We start from the raw sequence: 15,181 nt of genomic DNA, 5'->3' as shown, positions 1-15,181 counted from the left end.
CTTCGGTTAAAGAAACCGCGACGTGATCTCTTTGTTTTGACGCATCCTCACAAACTGACGGAACCTTTGCCGTCCAGGATGCTCCAACGGACCGAATGGACCCCGATGACCATTTCCAATACCCGCCCCATCACCGCCGATCTGATTGCCTCGCACGGCCTGAAACCGGATGAGTATCAGCGTATCCTTGGCCTGATCGGCCGCGAGCCGACATTTACGGAACTTGGCATCTTTTCGGCGATGTGGAATGAGCACTGCTCCTACAAATCCTCGAAGAAATGGCTGCGCACGCTGCCAACCACCGGTCCGCGCGTCATCCAGGGACCGGGAGAAAATGCCGGCGTGGTCGATATCGATGACGGCGATTGCGTGGTCTTCAAAATGGAGAGCCACAATCACCCGTCCTATATCGAGCCCTATCAGGGTGCTGCGACCGGTGTCGGCGGCATCCTGCGCGACGTCTTCACCATGGGTGCGCGTCCGATCGCCGCGATGAACGCGCTGCGCTTCGGCGCACCGGATCATCCGAAGACCCGTCATCTCGTTTCCGGCGTCGTTGCTGGCGTCGGTGGTTACGGCAATTCCTTCGGTGTGCCGACAGTCGGCGGCGAAGTCGAGTTCGATGCCCGCTACAACGGCAACATCCTCGTCAACGCTTTCGCGGCGGGCCTCGCCAAGTCCAACGCCATCTTTCTGTCGGAAGCCAAGGGCGTCGGCCTGCCCGTCGTCTATCTCGGCGCCAAGACCGGCCGCGACGGTGTCGGCGGCGCCACCATGGCATCGGCCGAATTCGACGAGTCGATCGAGGAGAAGCGTCCGACCGTCCAGGTCGGCGACCCCTTCACCGAAAAGTGCCTGCTGGAAGCCTGCCTTGAACTGATGAAGACCGGTGCGGTCATCGCCATCCAGGACATGGGTGCTGCCGGCCTCACCTGCTCGGCCGTCGAAATGGGCGCCAAGGGCGGCCTCGGCATCGAGCTGCAGCTGGATCAGGTTCCCGTGCGCGAAGAGCGCATGACCGCCTATGAAATGATGCTGTCGGAAAGCCAGGAGCGCATGCTCATGGTTCTCGAACCCGCCAAGGAAGACGTCGCCAAGGCGATCTTCGTCAAGTGGGGTCTCGATTTCGCCATCGTCGGCAAGACCACTGATGACCTGCGTTTCCGCGTCATCCATCAGGGCGAGGAAGTCGCCAATCTGCCGATCAAGGAACTGGGCGACGAAGCGCCAGAATACGACCGTCCGTGGACCCCGGCAAAGATTGCCGCTCCGCTGGCAGCCGGCGACATTCCGCAGGCCGATATCGCCGATGCCGTTCTGTCGCTGGTTGGATCCGCCAACAATTCGTCGCGCCGCTGGGTGTACGAACAATATGACACGCTGATTCAGGGCAATTCGCTGCAGCTGCCGGGCGGCGATGCTGGCGTCGTCCGCGTCGAAGGTCATCCGACCAAGGCGCTGGCATTCTCGTCCGACGTAACACCGCGTTATGTCGAGGCTGACGCGTTCGAAGGCGGCAAGCAGGCCGTGGCTGAATGCTGGCGCAACATCACGGCAACCGGTGCTTTGCCGCTGGCTGCCACCGACAATCTCAACTTCGGTAATCCGGAACGCCCGGAAATCATGAGCCAGCTGGTTCACGCCATCAAGGGCATCGGCGAGGCCTGCCGCGCGCTCGATTTCCCGATCGTTTCCGGCAACGTCTCGCTCTACAACGAGACTAACGGCCAGGGTATCCTGCCGACCCCGACCATTGGCGGCGTCGGCCTGCTTGGCGACTGGTCGCAGATGGCGCGCATCCGCTTTGCCGCCGAAGGCGAGACCCTCCTGCTCGTTGGCGCGCCGGAAGGCCTTGGAACGCATCTTGGCCAGTCGGTTTACCTGCGCGACGTCCATGGCCGCTCCGACGGCCCTGCCCCGCATGTCGATCTCGCTCATGAGCGCAAGACCGGCGATTTCGTTCGCGACTTGATTACCGACGGGCTGACGACAGCGGTACACGACTGCTCGTCCGGCGGCCTGGCGCTGGCGGTTGCCGAAATGGCAATGGCATCGGGAATCGGTGCCAAGGTATCGGCTGTTGCCGGCCGCGATGCGATCGAAGTCTTCTTCGGCGAAGACCAGGGACGTTATGTCGTCACCGTCAAGCCGGAGCATGCAGCCTTGGTTGCAGAGCGGGCAAAGGCTGCCGGCGTGGCAGCACCTGTCATCGGTAGCACCGGCGGTACGGAAGTGGTGCTGGGTTCGGCCAAGCCACTTGCAATTCTGCAATTGCGCTCGGCCTATGAATCATGGTTCCCTGACTTCATGGACGGCGAAACACAGATCGCCGCCGAGTAATTCAGGGAGTACAGACCATGCCGATGGCACCTGGCGATATTGAAGACATGATCAAGTCGGGCATTCCCGGCGCAAAGGTGACTATCCGGGATCTCGCCGGTGATGGCGACCATTACGCAGCCGAAGTTGTCGCGGAGGCTTTCCGCGGCAAGAGCCGGGTGCAGCAACACCAGATGGTCTACAATGCGCTGAAGGGCAATATGGGGGGCGTTCTGCACGCCCTCGCCCTTCAGACATCCGCGCCGGAATAAGCCTGAATGGCCAGCCTCATGAACGAATTGGTTAGCGGCGTAGTCGAGAGCGTTCTGAAGGAAATCCTGAAGAAAGCTGGCGGAAGCACGGCAACCAAACGGCAAAAGCGGCAGACCCGTTCTGCCACAACCGGCCGTTTCAAGAAGGCCCCGGCCGCAAAGGCAAAACCGGCTAAGAAGCAGCTGAGCCGGCGCAAAACAGCCGCATCTCGCAGCAAGGTGCGCTAGGACTGCGCCGTCACTGTTGCAGTCGTGCAAGCCATCAATTTTTGTTGTATTCAGGTGATGAAAATCACTCGCGTGCATGCTATCTAACAGATATCGACACACCCGGCCCTTGAAGCGGGATGAGGAAGGATTACGACATGAGCGGTATCAACGATTTCATCGCCAATGAAGTGAAGAGCAACGATGTCGTTCTTTTCATGAAGGGCACCCCCCAGTTCCCGCAGTGTGGGTTCTCCGGCCAGGTCGTTCAGATGCTGGATTATATCGGCGTCGACTACAAGGGCATCAACGTGCTTGCTGACGCAGACCTCCGCCAGGGCATCAAGGACTATTCCAGCTGGCCGACAATTCCGCAGCTGTATATCAAGGGCGAATTCATCGGCGGCTGCGATATCGTGCGTGAAATGTTCCAGGCTGGCGAACTACAGGCGCATTTCGAGGAACAGGGCATTGCGGTCAAGGGCGCAGCCTAAAACCGGATTTAAGCCACAGTGACACCTGAAAAAGGCGGGTCACCGCCTTTTTTGATTCCGGAACGCCATGAAGACAACCTAATGTTTCCGGCGCTTTTTTAGCTGAAGCCAATATGACCCATTGTCACAAGCCGGTCGCGATGTTGGGAGTATGCACACGCGGTGCAGATGTCTGCGCCGTTGAACGAGGCCAGATCTGACCTCCCGTACATCGTCGTAATCGCTGGCTCGTTTTGCCGGCTTTGCCTTATGGCCGGTCAACCCGGTTTCCATTTTTGAAAGCGCTTCGGAGCCGCGCTTTCGGCTCGATCTTTTCTGCTGGCTCCAGCATTTTCATCTGCGCCGGAAACGTTTCCGTTTCCTGTTTCAGGCGCCCGGCACATCCGCCAGGAATATCCTATGACCACACCATCCCAAGCGCCGGGTCTCCCGGCTTTGCCCAAACCACAGTTCATTGCGCTGATGGCCATGCTGATGGCGGTCAACGCAATTTCGATCGACATCATGTTGCCCGGCCTGCAGGAAATCGGCGCCAGCCTTGGTGTCGCCGATGAGAATACCCGCCAATATGTCATCACCGCCTATCTTATCGGCATGGGCTGCGCGCAGCTCATCTTCGGCCCACTGTCGGATCGCTTCGGCCGCAAGCTGCCGCTTCTCGGCGGCCTTGGCCTCTATGCGCTTTGCGCGCTTGCCATTGTCTTTGTTCCCTCCTTTACCGGATTGCTGGCGCTGCGCTTCATCCAGGGCATCGGTGCAGCGGCCACCCGCGTCGTCACCGTCTCGATTGTCCGTGATGTCTATGGCGGCCGGATGATGGCGGAAGTCATGTCGCTGGTGCTCATGGTGTTCATGATCGTGCCAGTTATTGCGCCCAGCGTCGGCCAGTTGATCATGATCTTTGCCGAATGGCATATGATCTTCGTGGTCATCTGCCTGTTTGCGGTCTCTGTTGCGACAGTGGTGATGCTGCGCCTGCCCGAAACACTCTCCGCCGAGCATCGCCGGCCCTTCACAGTCACATCCATCCTGGCCGGCTTCCGCATCGTCCTGACAAACCGCGTCTCGCTCTGCTATTCGCTGGCGGCCGCCTTTCTGTTCGGATCGCTGTTCGGCTTCATCAACTCGGCGCAACAGATTCTTGTCGGCATCTATGGGCTCGGACACTGGTTTCCGCTGGTCTTCGCCGGCTTTGCCAGCATGATGGCGCTCGCTTCCTTCACCAATTCGCGGCTTGTCCGGCGCTACGGTATGCGCCGCCTGTCGCACGGGGCGTTGATCGGTTTCGTTATTTCAAGCCTGATCTGGGTCGTGGCATCGGTCTCCGGTTTTCTTCCCTTCTGGCTTTTTGCCCTGCTCTACGCCTGCGCCATGTTCCAGTTCGGGTTGATCGGTTCAAACTTTAACGCCATGGCGATGGAGCCGCTCGGTCACGTCGCCGGAACCGCATCCTCGGTCCTGGGTTTCACTCAGACGATCGGCGGCGCCACCATCGGCGCGCTGATCGGCCAGGCGTTCAACGGCACGATCACGCCCCTTGCCATCGGCTTCCTCGCCGTCTCCCTCATCGGGCTCGCCTTCGTTCTGACCGCCGAAAAAGGCAAGCTTTTCAAGGCGCATAACCCTGCAGTTTAAACGTCCCTGTCTCCTCCCAAGACATTCATAGGTTTCTTCATGTCCGCCACCACCACTGAACACGTCGAGAATCTCGGCTCGTCACGAATAGGCCTCGGCTTCTTCGAATTCGTCATCACCATCGCCCTCATGACCGCCAGCGTCGCAATGGCGATCGACATCATGCTGCCCGCGCTGCCAAACATCGGTCAATCGCTCAGCGTCCAGAATGCCAACGATACCCAGTGGGTCATCGGCGTCTTCATGTTCGGCTTCGGCTGCTCGCAGATCGTATTCGGCAGCCTGTCGGACGCGTTCGGCCGCCGCCGGGTGCTGCTCTGCGGCCTCGCCTTCTATGCCGTCTGTATGTTTGCCGCAGCCCTTTCCGGCAGTTTCGAGATGCTGCTTGTCATGCGCTTCATCCAAGGCATCGGCGCTGCCGCCGTGCGCATCACGACGATGGCGATCGTGCGCGACTGCTTCGGCGGCCGCGAAATGGCGCGGGTGATGTCCTATGTGATGATCGTCTTCATGATCATCCCGATCGTTGCACCATCCGTCGGCCAGGCGATCATCATCTACGCCAACTGGCACTGGATTTTCATCCTGCTCGGCATTGCCGGCGCGGTGCTGTTCTTCTGGGCATTGCTTCGCATGCGCGAATCGCTGCCGGCTGCCGAGCGCCTGCCACTGTCGGTCGCGACCGTCATTTCGGGCTTCGGCACGGTGCTGACCAACCGCGTCACCTGCGGCTACATGATCGGCATGACGCTGTTCACCGCCGTCATCTGCGCCTATATCATGAGCGTTCAGCAGATGTTCGGTGAAGTCTACGGGCTTGGCGACTGGTTGCCGCTCGCCTTTGCAGCCACGGCCGGCGGTATCGCGGTTGCCAATTTCGCCAACGGCTACTTCGTCCGCCGCTTCGGCATGCGCCGGATCTCGCATACCTCGATGATCCTGTTCACGCTGCTATCCGTTCTGGGCCTTCTGGTCGCGCTTGCCGGTACGCCGAGCTTCCTGTTCAGCTATGTGCTGTTTTCGATCCTTCTGATGTTCTTCGCCGTCATCGCCACCAATTTCACGGCCATCAGCCTCGAGCCGATGGGGCATCTTGCCGGAACGGCAACCGCCATCACCGGTTTCGTCTCAACAACGGGCGGCGCACTGCTCGGCGGTCTGGTCGGCCAGATGTTCAACGGTACCGTTCAGCCGCTGTTCGCCGGTTTCGCCGTCTTCGGCGTGGTGACGATCCTTGCCGTCCTCTGGGCAGAAAACGGCAAGCTCTTCACCCATCCGGGCGACGACCACGCCACGCTGGAAGGCGCTGGCGGCCATATGTAAGCGCGCCAACCGACCTGCAAACAAGGGCTTCGCCAGGCAACCGGCGAGGCCTTTTTCTTTTCGTGGCGGCATCAGACTGCATTTACGGTCTCAAACGCTCCGGCGCCGGATGCGGTAAACGCTGGCTGGCGGCAGATTAAGCGGCACCCATCGCCGGAAGGATGCTTCAAGGTCAAGCGCTTGAAGAACCGTTGCCGGAACGGGGGCAACGCGGCCCGTAGGTAAACTGAAACAGACAAGCATCATCGGCCAGATGGCGGAAGACTGCTGCCAGAATATCCTGCACAACCGGCTTCGGCATGGACAGCAGTGGCAGGCCGCTGATGGCGGCGCCGATCCTGCCCGCCGAGGGCAGACGCAAATGGCGTGCGTCCTCCTCGATCAGGGTCGCCTTGGGAAAGCGCTGGCGCAACAGCGTGGCAAATACAGGATTGCGCTCCACCAGGATAAGCCTGTCCTCGGCAACGCCATCCTGCAGAAGCCTGCGGGTAAAGATGCCAGTGCCCGGCCCAAGCTCAAGCACGCCGCCAGGCACCGGCCCGACTTCGGCGGTCATCGCGGCAGCAAGCCATTTGCTTGACGGCGCAATCGACGCAACCTCCAGCGGCCTTGTCAGCCACGAGCGGAAAAATAGCATCGTGTCCGATGCGGTATTGCTGTTGGTCAAGGTTTGGGCTCCCGTTTTGAACGAAAACCGGTATCTCCCATCGTGGGTTGCTGCGCATTAACCCGGGTTAAGTCGAACGCGAGGCGTCGGCCCGGACACGTGCGGAAATACGGCTGAGGCCAACGGCGGTAATGCCGAGATAGCTCGCGAGGTCCTTCTGCGGCACCCGCGCAACCAGGTCCGGCTCCTCGTCGACCAGCGAGCGATAGTGCTCTTCGCGATCAAGCGTCAAAAACTGGCGCTCGCGGCGCTCCTTGCGTTCTCCAAAAATCATCAAGGCAGTCCGGATCATTCGCGACCATCCAAGATCGGTATCTGCGAGGTCTCTGAGTGCCACGAACGGAATGCGTTCCAGCCGGCAGGCCTCGATCGCAATTGCCGAAAAGCTCGCGCGCCCGGCCGGCGCAAGCGCTGACAGGCTGGCGAAGAATTGGCCTTCAACAATAAAAGACTTGATCCATTCCTCGCCGTCCGATCGCAGATATGTGAATTTCAACAGGCCGCTCTCGACAACATAGAGATACGGGTGCGGATCGTCCTGATTGAAGATACTTTCGCCGGGTTTCACCAGACAAAGCTGGATCGCGCCGGTCAAACGATCCGTCTGCGCCAGCGGCTCTCCGGTAATACGCTCAAACAGCGCAATCGCCGCCTGACCCGACCTGTTAACCCGGTTAATGCCATTCCCGTCCCCCTGCAGCATGCTCACATCTCCAACAAGGGGAATAGATAGCATGGCACGGTATGTCGTCACTGGGGCAAGTTCGGGAATCGGATGGGAAATTGCGCTGCAGCTAGCCCGCGCGGGACACGATGTCATCGCGCTCGGACGTGATCGCATCCGGCTTGACGCCCTCAAACAGCGGGATCAGCGCATCGATGTTCACGCGCTTGACTTAAACGACCGGGCAGCGATCTCCGCCTTTGCAGCCTCGGTGAAGGCACAAGGTCCGGCTGACGGCCTGATCAACAATGCGGCTATCCAGCACAATCTCAGGTTCGACGATCCCGGTTATGGCATTGATCAGATCGCGGCCGAGATCGAAACCAACCTGGTTGCGCCGCTGATCCTGTCGCGGCTGTTGCTTCCGGATGTGCCAAGCCGCGCCTTTGTCATTGTCAATGTCGGCTCTGCCCTTGCCAGCTATCCCAAAAGAACGTCGGCCGTCTACAGCGCAACGAAAGCGGGCCTGCGGATGTTTTCCGACGCCATCACCGCGCAATTCAATGGTTCATCCGTGCGGGCCGTCGATATCGTCTTGCCAATGGTTGATGCGCCGATGTCGGCGGGACGCGGCCGGGGCAAGATCAGCGCAGCCGCCGCCGCTGCTGCGATTGCCGGGTCGCTTTCCACCCGGCAGGCGCGCATTCACGTCGGCAAGGTGAAGCTGCTGCGGTTGCTGCAGTTCATTGCCCCGCCCGTTGCCGCCGCGATCATCCGCAAGCTGTGAGCAACACTCTGGCCGCAGCCTAGACCGTAAACACTTCGCGGCGCAGCATCTCCCAGCACTCCTTGTCGGAAGCCAGAAGCAGGCCGCCATTGACATGATGCGGCAGATAGGGCGATCCATCGAATCGCGCGGCATAGGCGCCTGCTTCCTGCGCTATCAGCGTACCGGCCAGATGATCCCATGGCATCAGCTTCTGATACATCAGGAAGTGGAAATGGCCCCCGGCAAAGCCGCGATATTCGTGCGCTGCGCAGCGATAACTGGTGGCAATGCGGACCTTGGCCATGTTGCCCATGACGATGCGGCGATTTTCCGGGGAATAGAAGCCGGTCGAGGCGCAGCCGACCAGGCTTTCCAACGGTACGGACGGAACCGTCGAAAGCTGCTCCTGCGACCCGTCAGCCTTGCACAACCAGGCGCCAGAACCCTTTTCGGCGATCACCCAGTCATTGCCCATCGGATCGTAGATCAGGCCTGCAACCGTCTCGCCTTTGGAAACCACGGCGGCCATGACGCCAAACAGCGGCATGCCCGCCGCATAGTTGAACGTACCGTCAATCGGATCGACGACGATGGCAAGGTCAGCTCCGGCCAAACTGCCGAGTAGTGCCGGATTGGCGGCAACCGATTCTTCGCCGACGAACAAAGCGTCCGGCGCGATTTCCGCCATCCGTGCCTTGATCAACCGTTCGGCGGCTTCGTCCGCCTCGGTGACCAGATCGATCGCCTCCGACTTCATCCGCACGTCGCCGTCACCCAGATTGCGGAATTTCGGCAGGATTTCCTTGAAGGCTGCCTCCTGCAGGACATTGGCGATGGCAGCGATATCGATGGCAGATGTCATGCTTTGGGCTCCGCGAAGAGAGATTGGAAATCAAACAGCTTTGGGTCGAGCAGATGCGACGGATTGGCGTGACCGAGCGCCCTCAGCATCGTGTCCTTGCGGCCGGGCATGCGGCGCTCGATATCCGACAGCATCGCCTTCATGGCATTGCGCTCAAGCCCGTCCTGCGTACCGCAGAGGTCGCAAGGGATGATCGGAAACTCCATCGCTGCGGCAAATTTGGCGAGATCGTCTTCCGCCACATAGGCCAGAGGCCTGAGCACCATCAGATCGCCGTCGTCATTGAGGAGCTTGGCTGGCATTGTCGCCAGTCGGCCGCCATGGAAGAAGTTCATGAAGAAGGTTTCGAGAATGTCTTCGCGGTGGTGTCCCAGCACCAGCGCATCGCAGCCTTCTTCTCGAGCGATTCGGTAGAGATTGCCGCGGCGCAGACGCGAACAGAGCGCGCAATAGGTGCCACCGGCCGGAACCTTTTCCTTCACGATCGAATAGGTGTCGCGATATTCGATCCGGTGCTTGACGCCGATCGACGACAGATATTCCGGCAGGATATGCTTTGGAAAATTCGGCTGGCCCTGATCGAGATTGCAGGCGACCAGTTCGACCGGCAGCAGGCCGCGCCATTGCAGGTCCATCAGCAGCGCCAGCAGGCTATAACTGTCCTTGCCGCCGGAAACACCGATCAGCCAGCGTTTTTGGCCGTTCAGCATGCCAAAGTCCTCGATCGCCTGACGGACCTGTCGCAGCAACCGCTTGCGCAGCTTGTTGAACGAGACGGAATTGGGCATTTTTGCAAAAATCGGGTGCATAGCTTCGTTGCCGGATTGATCCAGGCTGGACGAAAGATCTTCGAGGCCGGCGGCCGGCGGCTGAATGGCAATATCCATGACAAAGTCCCGGATGGAGGGCGCAGAGCACGAAGGCGGCGCGCAAAAACAATGCCCTGCACTTGCCCGTCTAAAGCAGCAAGATCAAGGAAAATGCGCCGGGCGTGATGTGAAACTTCCGTAACGCCGGTTCAGGCGCCGAATACGGACCATCCTGTGCGGCTGGCGAGCATTTCCAAGGCCAGCGAACCGAGCAGCGAATTGCCGTTGTGATTGAGCCCGGGCGACCAGACCGCAACCGCAGCCTTACCCGGCGCGACACAGAGGATGCCCCCGCCAACGCCGCTCTTGCCCGGCAGGCCGACGCGATAGGCAAAATCCCCCGAGCCATCATAGTGGCCGCAGGTCAGCATCAGCGCATTGATGCGCCGCGCCCGCTGCTTGGAAACGACGGAATGTTTGGTCAGCGGATTGGTGCCGGACGCAGCTAGAAACAGGCCGGCCTTGGCCAGTTGAACGCAGCTCATCGCCAGCGCGCATTGATGAAAATAGACACCAAGCACATGCTCGACGGGATGATCGAGCTTGCCGAAGGAACGCATGAAATTGGCGAGCGCAAAGTTACGGTAACCGGTCGCCGATTCCGATTTGGCCACGTCCTGATCGATCAGGATGTCCTCCTCGTCGGAGAGGTAGCGGACGAAACGAACGATCTCACCGATTGCCTCCCTCGGCGTATGGCCAGCAAGCACCAGATCCGTGATCGCGATAGCCCCGGCATTGATAAACGGGTTGCGCGGAATGCCGTGTTCATGTTCGAGCTGGACGATCGAATTGAAGGCGGAACCGGAGGGTTCGCGGCCGACGCGCTTCCAGATGGTTTCACCGTGCTTGCCGAGCGCCAAAGTCAGCGTGAAAACCTTGGAAATACTCTGAATGGAGAATGGCACCCCGGCATCGCCGGCCATGTGAACATCGCCATCGACGGTAACGATGGCCATGCCAAAACTCTTGGGATCGACGCGGGCGAGCTGCGGAATATAGTCGGCCACCTTGCCTTCACCCAGCCGTGGGGTTAGCTCGCGGTGGATATCATCGACTATCGACTGCAGGTCCAAAGGGCCGGGCATTCGTCATTCTCCGCATGTGTGCAGCGCAACAAAAAAGCCACCCATTTCTGAGTGGCTTTTTCGAATTTCACAAGGCCGGAGCCCGAAGAAATTATCGCGAATAGAATTCGACGACGAGGTTCGGTTCCATGATGACCGGGTACGGAACGTCGGTCAGAGCCGGAACGCGAGCGAAGGTCGCAACCATCTTGTTGTGATCGACTTCGATGTAATCCGGAACGTCGCGTTCAGCGAGCGAAACGGCTTCGAGAACCGAAACGAGCTGCTTGGACTTTTCGCGAACTTCGATAACGTCGCCAGCCTTGCAGCGGTACGAACCGATGTTGACGCGAACGCCGTTGACCTTGACGTGGCCATGGTTGACGAACTGACGGGCAGCAAAGACCGTCGGAACGAACTTGGCGCGGTACACGATCGCGTCGAGGCGCGATTCGAGCAGGCCGATCAGGTTCTCGGAAGTGTCACCCTTGCGGCGGTCAGCTTCGGCGAAGATCGCACGGAACTGCTTTTCGCGGATGTCGCCGTAGTAGCCCTTGAGCTTCTGCTTGGCGCGCAGCTGCACACCGAAGTCGGAAAGCTTGGACTTGCGGCGCTGGCCGTGCTGGCCAGGACCGTATTCGCGGCGGTTTACCGGGGACTTCGGACGGCCCCAGATGTTCTCGCCCATACGGCGGTCAATTTTGTACTTGGACGATTCGCGCTTGCTCATCGCATTTCCTTTCAGAACGTTGCACCGGTCTGTTTCCAAACCGGATGAAGGAAACACGCCCTCCTCTGAACCCGATTTTGCGAGCTCTGACAGGTTTCTCACATTAAGCTAACGGAGAATCCACGGGACATGTCAAATAAAACACCGGGCATTTCGGCCCGGCGTTGAGGCGGCTTTAGTGGCTTCGCCCCTGATTGTCAAACGAATTTGCTAAGTTCCGCCTGCAATCTAACTCTTATCACCTTCCACCCGCCGCTCCAAGGAGCCCAGCAACTTGCGCAGCAACCCCGCCAGCTCCGTTCGCTCCTCTCCACTCAGATCCGTCAAATAGGATGCTTCGCTGGCCATATCGACGCGAAACGCAGCCTCGGCAAGCCGTATACCTTCGTCTGTCAGGCCAACGGCCGTGCTGCGCCCATCCTCTTGCGAACGCTCGCGTATGATCAGTCCCGACTTCTTCAGCCGGTCCAGCCGGTGCGTCAGCCCGCCGGAAGAGATCATCAGGGACGTATAGAGTTCCGTCGGCGTTAGCCGGTAAGGCGGCCCTGACCGCCGCAGCGTCGAGATGACATCGAACTCACCACGGTCGAGGCCGAAGAACGCAAATGTTGCCTCAATCGACGGACGCACCAGATTGGCGAGCCGGTAGGCCCGACCGAGTATGGCCATCGGTTCGGTATCGAGATCCGGCAATTCCCTGTCCCACTGGCCGCGCAACCGATCCACGTGATCCGCCTTTTCAATGCTTTGCGCCATGCCGTGCCTTTCCAAAAACAAACTATCTTGACGAGAAGATAGTTTTGGGTAATTATCTTCGCAAGAAGATATATCGCCTTTCGTCCATTCACCAGATACTAATGGAGGCCTGCATGTATCATGTCATTCCCCGCACCAATCAGGATCAGCGGTCAAACAGAACTGTCCTGTTCGAGGGCGCTGAGTACGACACGCCGATTTCCATTTTTCTGGTCGACAACGAACCTGGCCAAGGGCCTGCCCTGCACACCCATCCCTATAGCGAAACCTGGATCGTCCGGTCCGGCCACGCGCAATTCACGGTCGGGCTCGAAACACTCGACGCGGCTGTGGGCGATATCATCGTGGTCACGGCTCAGACGCCGCATCGTTTCGTCAATACCGGGCCGGACAGGCTGGAACTCACCTGCATTCACGCCTCAGAGCGCGTCATCCAGACCTGGATCTGATACGCCCCAAAGTGGGATCCACGTCTATTCCGCAGCACTGCGGTTTCCGGCGTCATCATAGACAGCATCGGCAGCACCCGGCGCTGTCTCCACCTGCAGGTCCGGAAACGCCACGATCCGCTTGCCGGAAAGATCGCTGTGAACCACGATCAGGCCTTGCTCCTCGAAGTAACCGAGCAGGCGGCGGGCGCGGCGGGCCGAGTGCGTGCCATAGGCGCGCGCGATCATTGCATCCGAGGGGCATGCCAGATTACGCACGGCGGACTGCGCCACAAGCAGGAACACGCCCTGCAGATCATCGGTGACATTGCGCGACAGGCTCAAAGCCGACGCCCAGATGTCGGTCGCGGCCGTCTCGGCATCGACGCCGGAGCGCGCAACGGCCATCTTGCGGCGGAAGGCGCTGAGCGACAGCGGTGCGCCGGGCACACGACGGATACGGCAGCGCACGAGGAAATCCTGAAACAGTTCGGCATCGGCGCGGAACGCTGCCTCGGGATGCTCCAGTATCTCTGCAAGCAGACCGTCGAGCAGCGCTTCGCGCTCCTGAACCGGCATTTCCGGCACCGGCGCTTTCGGCTCCGAAAGGCCGATTGGCTCGGGGCGTGGCCGTGAGAGCTCGGCGAGAATATCGGTGGCGGGGCGCGGCTGGGCGCCGGGCCGCCGCATGATCGGGCGGATGAGTTCTTCCGGATCCGGCGTGAAGATCAGGTCCTCGACATCAGCGACGGCTTCCGGCAGCGGCGTCAGCTTGGGGCTGGTCGAGCGGGCCGAGGTTTCGACATGACCGATGGTCACCGGCAGCGGACGGCGCGACAAAGCCGGGCCGAGCGCTACGAACGAACCGCGCTTCAGGTCGCGGAACATTTCCGCCGTGCGCCGATCCATGCCGAGCAGATCGGCGGCACGGGCCATATCGATATCGAGAAACGTGCGGCCCATCAGGAAGTTGGACGCTTCGGCTGCAACGTTCTTGGCAAGCTTTGCCAGCCTCTGCGTGGCGATGACGCCCGCCAGTCCACGTTTACGGCCACGGCACATCAGGTTGGTCATCGCGCCCAATGAGACTTTTCGCGCCTCTTCGGAGACGTCACCGGCGACCGATGGCGCAAACATCTGCGCCTCATCGACAACGACCAGCACCGGATACCAGTAGTCACGATCGGCATCGAACATCGCATTGAGAAAGATACCGGCGCTGCGCATCTGCTGCTCGATATCCAGCCCCTCCAGCGACAGAACACAGGAAACGCGATGCTGGCGGATACGGCTGGCAATACCGATCAGTTCGGCCTCGGTCCGCTCGCCTTCGATCACCACATGGCCGAACTTGTCGGCCAGCGTGACGAAATCGCCTTCTGGATCGATGATGCATTGCTGCACCCACGGGGCGGACTGTTCGAGCAGACGGCGCAACAAGTGCGACTTTCCGGAGCCGGAATTACCCTGCACCAGAAGACGCGTAGCGAGAAGCTCCTCGATATCGAGCGGAACGGATGCGCCGTCCGACGCCGTCCCCATGTCGATGCCGACTTTCATATCCACCTCGTTTAAATTGCCATGTCGGATGCGCCGCCACGAACCCGCAAGCGTTGACCCGTATCATTAAAGCCCATGTTTTGCGCGGCAATCGCAGCAAAACCCACAGCTAAGACGGCCACATCTTCAGAAATAAAGCCTGTGCGTGACTGTGCTGTTTTCCAGAACCGGTGAAAACCCAAGGCGCTCGTAGAATGCGAACGCTTGCGACGGTGCCCTTGTGTTCAAAAAGCGGAAGAAATCGGCTGCGTCACGGACAATGAAGCGAACCAGCTGGCTGCCGATATCCCTGCCCCGATGATCCGGCGCCACATAGAGATGGCGAACGCGGCCAGCGGCGGCATTGCCCGCGAACGGATCGATGTTGCGGCCGCAAACGCCGGCAAGCGTGCCATCCACAATGGCACCGGCAAGGATTTCGCCTGGACGCTCAAACCGGTTCAGGCCGGAAATCCAGTTTTCCTGCAACCGGACAAGCATACGATGTCCCTCGCCGATGCTGGCCTCCCGCAAAGCATCGAAACCATCGAACGCAGGCGTAATCGGTACGATTTCCATC

Annotated in this window: 17 protein-coding genes; 8 read left to right on the top strand and 9 right to left on the bottom strand. The window is 59.9% G+C overall.

Going from position 1 to position 15,181, the window contains the following annotated elements:
- Positions 1-105 precede the first annotated feature (105 nt).
- The 6 genes from purL to ACSQ3J_RS11405 all read left to right on the top strand — a co-directional run bounded on the left by purL (position 106) and on the right by ACSQ3J_RS11405 (position 6,250).
- The gene (gene purL, locus ACSQ3J_RS11430) at positions 106-2,340 is read left to right on the top strand and encodes a phosphoribosylformylglycinamidine synthase subunit PurL (protein ID WP_060505645.1); all 2,235 of its coding nucleotides are present in this window, start codon (positions 106-108) and stop codon (positions 2,338-2,340) included.
- Between the two features lie 17 nt (positions 2,341-2,357).
- On the top strand, positions 2,358-2,591 hold the full coding sequence (locus ACSQ3J_RS11425) for a BolA/IbaG family iron-sulfur metabolism protein (RefSeq protein ID WP_037095612.1): 234 nt from the start codon (positions 2,358-2,360) through the stop codon (positions 2,589-2,591).
- Positions 2,592-2,597: 6 nt separating this feature from the next.
- Positions 2,598-2,819, top strand: a complete 222-nt coding sequence (locus tag ACSQ3J_RS11420) for a hypothetical protein (RefSeq protein WP_060505522.1) — start codon at positions 2,598-2,600, stop codon at positions 2,817-2,819.
- A gap of 137 nt (positions 2,820-2,956) precedes the next feature.
- Positions 2,957-3,292: a Grx4 family monothiol glutaredoxin gene (gene grxD / locus ACSQ3J_RS11415; RefSeq protein WP_060505523.1), complete on the top strand. Its 336-nt coding sequence runs from the start codon at positions 2,957-2,959 to the stop codon at positions 3,290-3,292.
- 399 nt (positions 3,293-3,691) lie between these two features.
- A complete protein-coding gene (locus ACSQ3J_RS11410; RefSeq protein ID WP_112834669.1) occupies positions 3,692-4,927 on the top strand; it encodes a multidrug effflux MFS transporter in 1,236 nt (411 codons plus the stop codon).
- A gap of 39 nt (positions 4,928-4,966) precedes the next feature.
- Positions 4,967-6,250, top strand: coding sequence for a multidrug effflux MFS transporter (locus tag ACSQ3J_RS11405; protein ID WP_060511017.1), 1,284 nt, complete (start codon positions 4,967-4,969; stop codon positions 6,248-6,250).
- A 172-nt stretch (positions 6,251-6,422) separates the two neighbouring features.
- Here the strand turns inward: ACSQ3J_RS11405 and ACSQ3J_RS11400 are convergent, their stop codons facing one another.
- Both ACSQ3J_RS11400 and ACSQ3J_RS11395 read right to left on the bottom strand, forming a co-directional pair.
- Positions 6,423-6,917, bottom strand: coding sequence for a class I SAM-dependent methyltransferase (locus ACSQ3J_RS11400; protein ID WP_060505525.1), 495 nt, complete (start codon positions 6,915-6,917; stop codon positions 6,423-6,425).
- A 67-nt stretch (positions 6,918-6,984) separates the two neighbouring features.
- Positions 6,985-7,620: a Crp/Fnr family transcriptional regulator gene (locus ACSQ3J_RS11395; RefSeq protein WP_060505526.1), complete on the bottom strand. Its 636-nt coding sequence runs from the start codon at positions 7,618-7,620 to the stop codon at positions 6,985-6,987.
- Positions 7,621-7,651: 31 nt separating this feature from the next.
- Between ACSQ3J_RS11395 and ACSQ3J_RS11390 the strand changes: the two genes are divergently transcribed.
- Entirely contained in the window at positions 7,652-8,368 is a 717-nt protein-coding gene (locus ACSQ3J_RS11390; RefSeq protein ID WP_060505527.1) for an SDR family NAD(P)-dependent oxidoreductase, read from the top strand.
- A gap of 19 nt (positions 8,369-8,387) precedes the next feature.
- Here the strand turns inward: ACSQ3J_RS11390 and ACSQ3J_RS11385 are convergent, their stop codons facing one another.
- From ACSQ3J_RS11385 to ACSQ3J_RS11365, 5 genes are all read right to left on the bottom strand, one after another.
- Positions 8,388-9,212, bottom strand: a complete 825-nt coding sequence (locus ACSQ3J_RS11385; RefSeq protein WP_436039106.1) for an inositol monophosphatase family protein — start codon at positions 9,210-9,212, stop codon at positions 8,388-8,390.
- The gene (ttcA, locus tag ACSQ3J_RS11380) at positions 9,209-10,021 is read right to left on the bottom strand and encodes a tRNA 2-thiocytidine(32) synthetase TtcA (protein ID WP_244482299.1); all 813 of its coding nucleotides are present in this window, start codon (positions 10,019-10,021) and stop codon (positions 9,209-9,211) included. The genes ACSQ3J_RS11385 and ttcA overlap by 4 nt, the downstream gene beginning before the upstream one ends.
- Positions 10,022-10,230: 209 nt before the next feature.
- Complete coding sequence (locus ACSQ3J_RS11375) at positions 10,231-11,169, bottom strand: glutaminase (protein WP_060505530.1); 939 nt, start codon at positions 11,167-11,169, stop codon at positions 10,231-10,233.
- Positions 11,170-11,260: 91 nt separating this feature from the next.
- A complete protein-coding gene (gene rpsD, locus ACSQ3J_RS11370; protein WP_037095627.1) occupies positions 11,261-11,878 on the bottom strand; it encodes a 30S ribosomal protein S4 in 618 nt (205 codons plus the stop codon).
- Positions 11,879-12,106: 228 nt separating this feature from the next.
- Positions 12,107-12,634, bottom strand: a complete 528-nt coding sequence (locus ACSQ3J_RS11365; RefSeq protein WP_060505531.1) for a MarR family winged helix-turn-helix transcriptional regulator — start codon at positions 12,632-12,634, stop codon at positions 12,107-12,109.
- Positions 12,635-12,747: 113 nt separating this feature from the next.
- Here ACSQ3J_RS11365 and ACSQ3J_RS11360 point away from each other — a divergent pair, with 113 nt between their 5' ends.
- Positions 12,748-13,083: a cupin domain-containing protein gene (locus ACSQ3J_RS11360; RefSeq protein ID WP_112834668.1), complete on the top strand. Its 336-nt coding sequence runs from the start codon at positions 12,748-12,750 to the stop codon at positions 13,081-13,083.
- 24 nt (positions 13,084-13,107) lie between these two features.
- On the opposite strand, the gene ACSQ3J_RS11355 is transcribed toward ACSQ3J_RS11360, so the two are convergent.
- Both ACSQ3J_RS11355 and ACSQ3J_RS11350 read right to left on the bottom strand, forming a co-directional pair.
- Positions 13,108-14,622 (bottom strand): ATP-binding protein, encoded by a 1,515-nt coding sequence (locus ACSQ3J_RS11355; protein ID WP_060505533.1) that lies wholly within the window; start codon positions 14,620-14,622, stop codon positions 13,108-13,110.
- A 126-nt stretch (positions 14,623-14,748) separates the two neighbouring features.
- Positions 14,749-15,180, bottom strand: coding sequence for a GNAT family N-acetyltransferase (locus ACSQ3J_RS11350; protein ID WP_060511014.1), 432 nt, complete (start codon positions 15,178-15,180; stop codon positions 14,749-14,751).
- Between the last annotated feature and the right edge of the window lies 1 nt (position 15,181).

It is taken from the genome of Rhizobium sp. LjRoot98, from assembly GCF_964252935.1.
GTDB lineage: Bacteria > Pseudomonadota > Alphaproteobacteria > Rhizobiales > Rhizobiaceae > Pararhizobium.
Note: the sequence above shows the minus strand (reverse complement) of the source record. Positions and strands in the feature narration are given on the sequence as shown.

Bases quoted from the DNA above. Each gene is read 5' to 3' on its own strand.
- purL (WP_060505645.1), top strand. From the start codon at position 106: ATGACCATTTCCAATACCCGCCCCATCACCGCCGATCTGATTGCCTCG.
- ACSQ3J_RS11425 (WP_037095612.1), top strand. From the start codon at position 2,358: ATGCCGATGGCACCTGGCGATATTGAAGACATGATCAAGTCGGGCATT.
- ACSQ3J_RS11420 (WP_060505522.1), top strand. From the start codon at position 2,598: ATGGCCAGCCTCATGAACGAATTGGTTAGCGGCGTAGTCGAGAGCGTT.
- grxD (WP_060505523.1), top strand. From the start codon at position 2,957: ATGAGCGGTATCAACGATTTCATCGCCAATGAAGTGAAGAGCAACGAT.
- ACSQ3J_RS11410 (WP_112834669.1), top strand. From the start codon at position 3,692: ATGACCACACCATCCCAAGCGCCGGGTCTCCCGGCTTTGCCCAAACCA.
- ACSQ3J_RS11405 (WP_060511017.1), top strand. From the start codon at position 4,967: ATGTCCGCCACCACCACTGAACACGTCGAGAATCTCGGCTCGTCACGA.
- ACSQ3J_RS11395 (WP_060505526.1), bottom strand. From the start codon at position 7,620: ATGCTGCAGGGGGACGGGAATGGCATTAACCGGGTTAACAGGTCGGGT.
- ACSQ3J_RS11390 (WP_060505527.1), top strand. From the start codon at position 7,652: ATGGCACGGTATGTCGTCACTGGGGCAAGTTCGGGAATCGGATGGGAA.
- ACSQ3J_RS11385 (WP_436039106.1), bottom strand. From the start codon at position 9,212: ATGACATCTGCCATCGATATCGCTGCCATCGCCAATGTCCTGCAGGAG.
- ttcA (WP_244482299.1), bottom strand. From the start codon at position 10,021: ATGCACCCGATTTTTGCAAAAATGCCCAATTCCGTCTCGTTCAACAAG.
- ACSQ3J_RS11375 (WP_060505530.1), bottom strand. From the start codon at position 11,169: ATGCCCGGCCCTTTGGACCTGCAGTCGATAGTCGATGATATCCACCGC.
- rpsD (WP_037095627.1), bottom strand. From the start codon at position 11,878: ATGAGCAAGCGCGAATCGTCCAAGTACAAAATTGACCGCCGTATGGGC.
- ACSQ3J_RS11365 (WP_060505531.1), bottom strand. From the start codon at position 12,634: ATGGCGCAAAGCATTGAAAAGGCGGATCACGTGGATCGGTTGCGCGGC.
- ACSQ3J_RS11360 (WP_112834668.1), top strand. From the start codon at position 12,748: ATGTATCATGTCATTCCCCGCACCAATCAGGATCAGCGGTCAAACAGA.
- ACSQ3J_RS11355 (WP_060505533.1), bottom strand. From the start codon at position 14,622: ATGAAAGTCGGCATCGACATGGGGACGGCGTCGGACGGCGCATCCGTT.
- ACSQ3J_RS11350 (WP_060511014.1), bottom strand. From the start codon at position 15,180: ATGGAAATCGTACCGATTACGCCTGCGTTCGATGGTTTCGATGCTTTG.